Consider the following 426-nt stretch of genomic DNA (forward strand, 5'->3'; position numbering starts at 1 on the left):
TTGTCCGCCCAAAGCGGCTGGCTAGTCTCATGGTGAATTCCTCATGGTTGAGTTAACGGCATAAATAAAAAAGCCATGCGCCCCAAAGGGAACATGGCCTGTTGGTGTGGTTGCTGATGGTCAGGGTTTGTGGTGAGTCAGTCCCCGGGGATACCGTGGCTGAGCAGATAGCGGTTAAGCCATTCCCCGGCACCGGCTTCAAAATTCCACGCCCGCCAGAGTAATTGTCCCTCGTGGTCGCGAATGACCAGACGAAAATGGGTACCCTGGTCGTCTTCAATAGCGAGGTTCTGGTACGCCGCGACTGCGGCATCAGCCTGCCTGCGGGTAAAGGGGCCCTCGGGCAGTAACGGACTGTTGGTGTTGTGCATGTGAATGCTCCTGGTAAACGTCATAAAACAAAATGCCCCGCTCAGTGAGCAGGGC

Annotated in this window: 1 protein-coding gene; it reads right to left on the bottom strand. The window is 55.6% G+C overall.

What is annotated here, in order from left to right; all coding sequences use genetic code 11:
* Positions 1-137 precede the first annotated feature (137 nt).
* Complete coding sequence (locus ADK28_RS19355; protein ID WP_048796419.1) at positions 138-371, bottom strand: DUF905 domain-containing protein; 234 nt, start codon at positions 369-371, stop codon at positions 138-140.
* Positions 372-426 lie beyond the last annotated feature (55 nt).

It is taken from the genome of Serratia sp. 506_PEND (assembly GCF_001076875.1).
Lineage (GTDB): Bacteria > Pseudomonadota > Gammaproteobacteria > Enterobacterales > Enterobacteriaceae > Serratia > Serratia marcescens.

Bases quoted from the DNA above. Each gene is read 5' to 3' on its own strand.
- ADK28_RS19355 (WP_048796419.1), bottom strand. From the start codon at position 371: ATGCACAACACCAACAGTCCGTTACTGCCCGAGGGCCCCTTTACCCGC.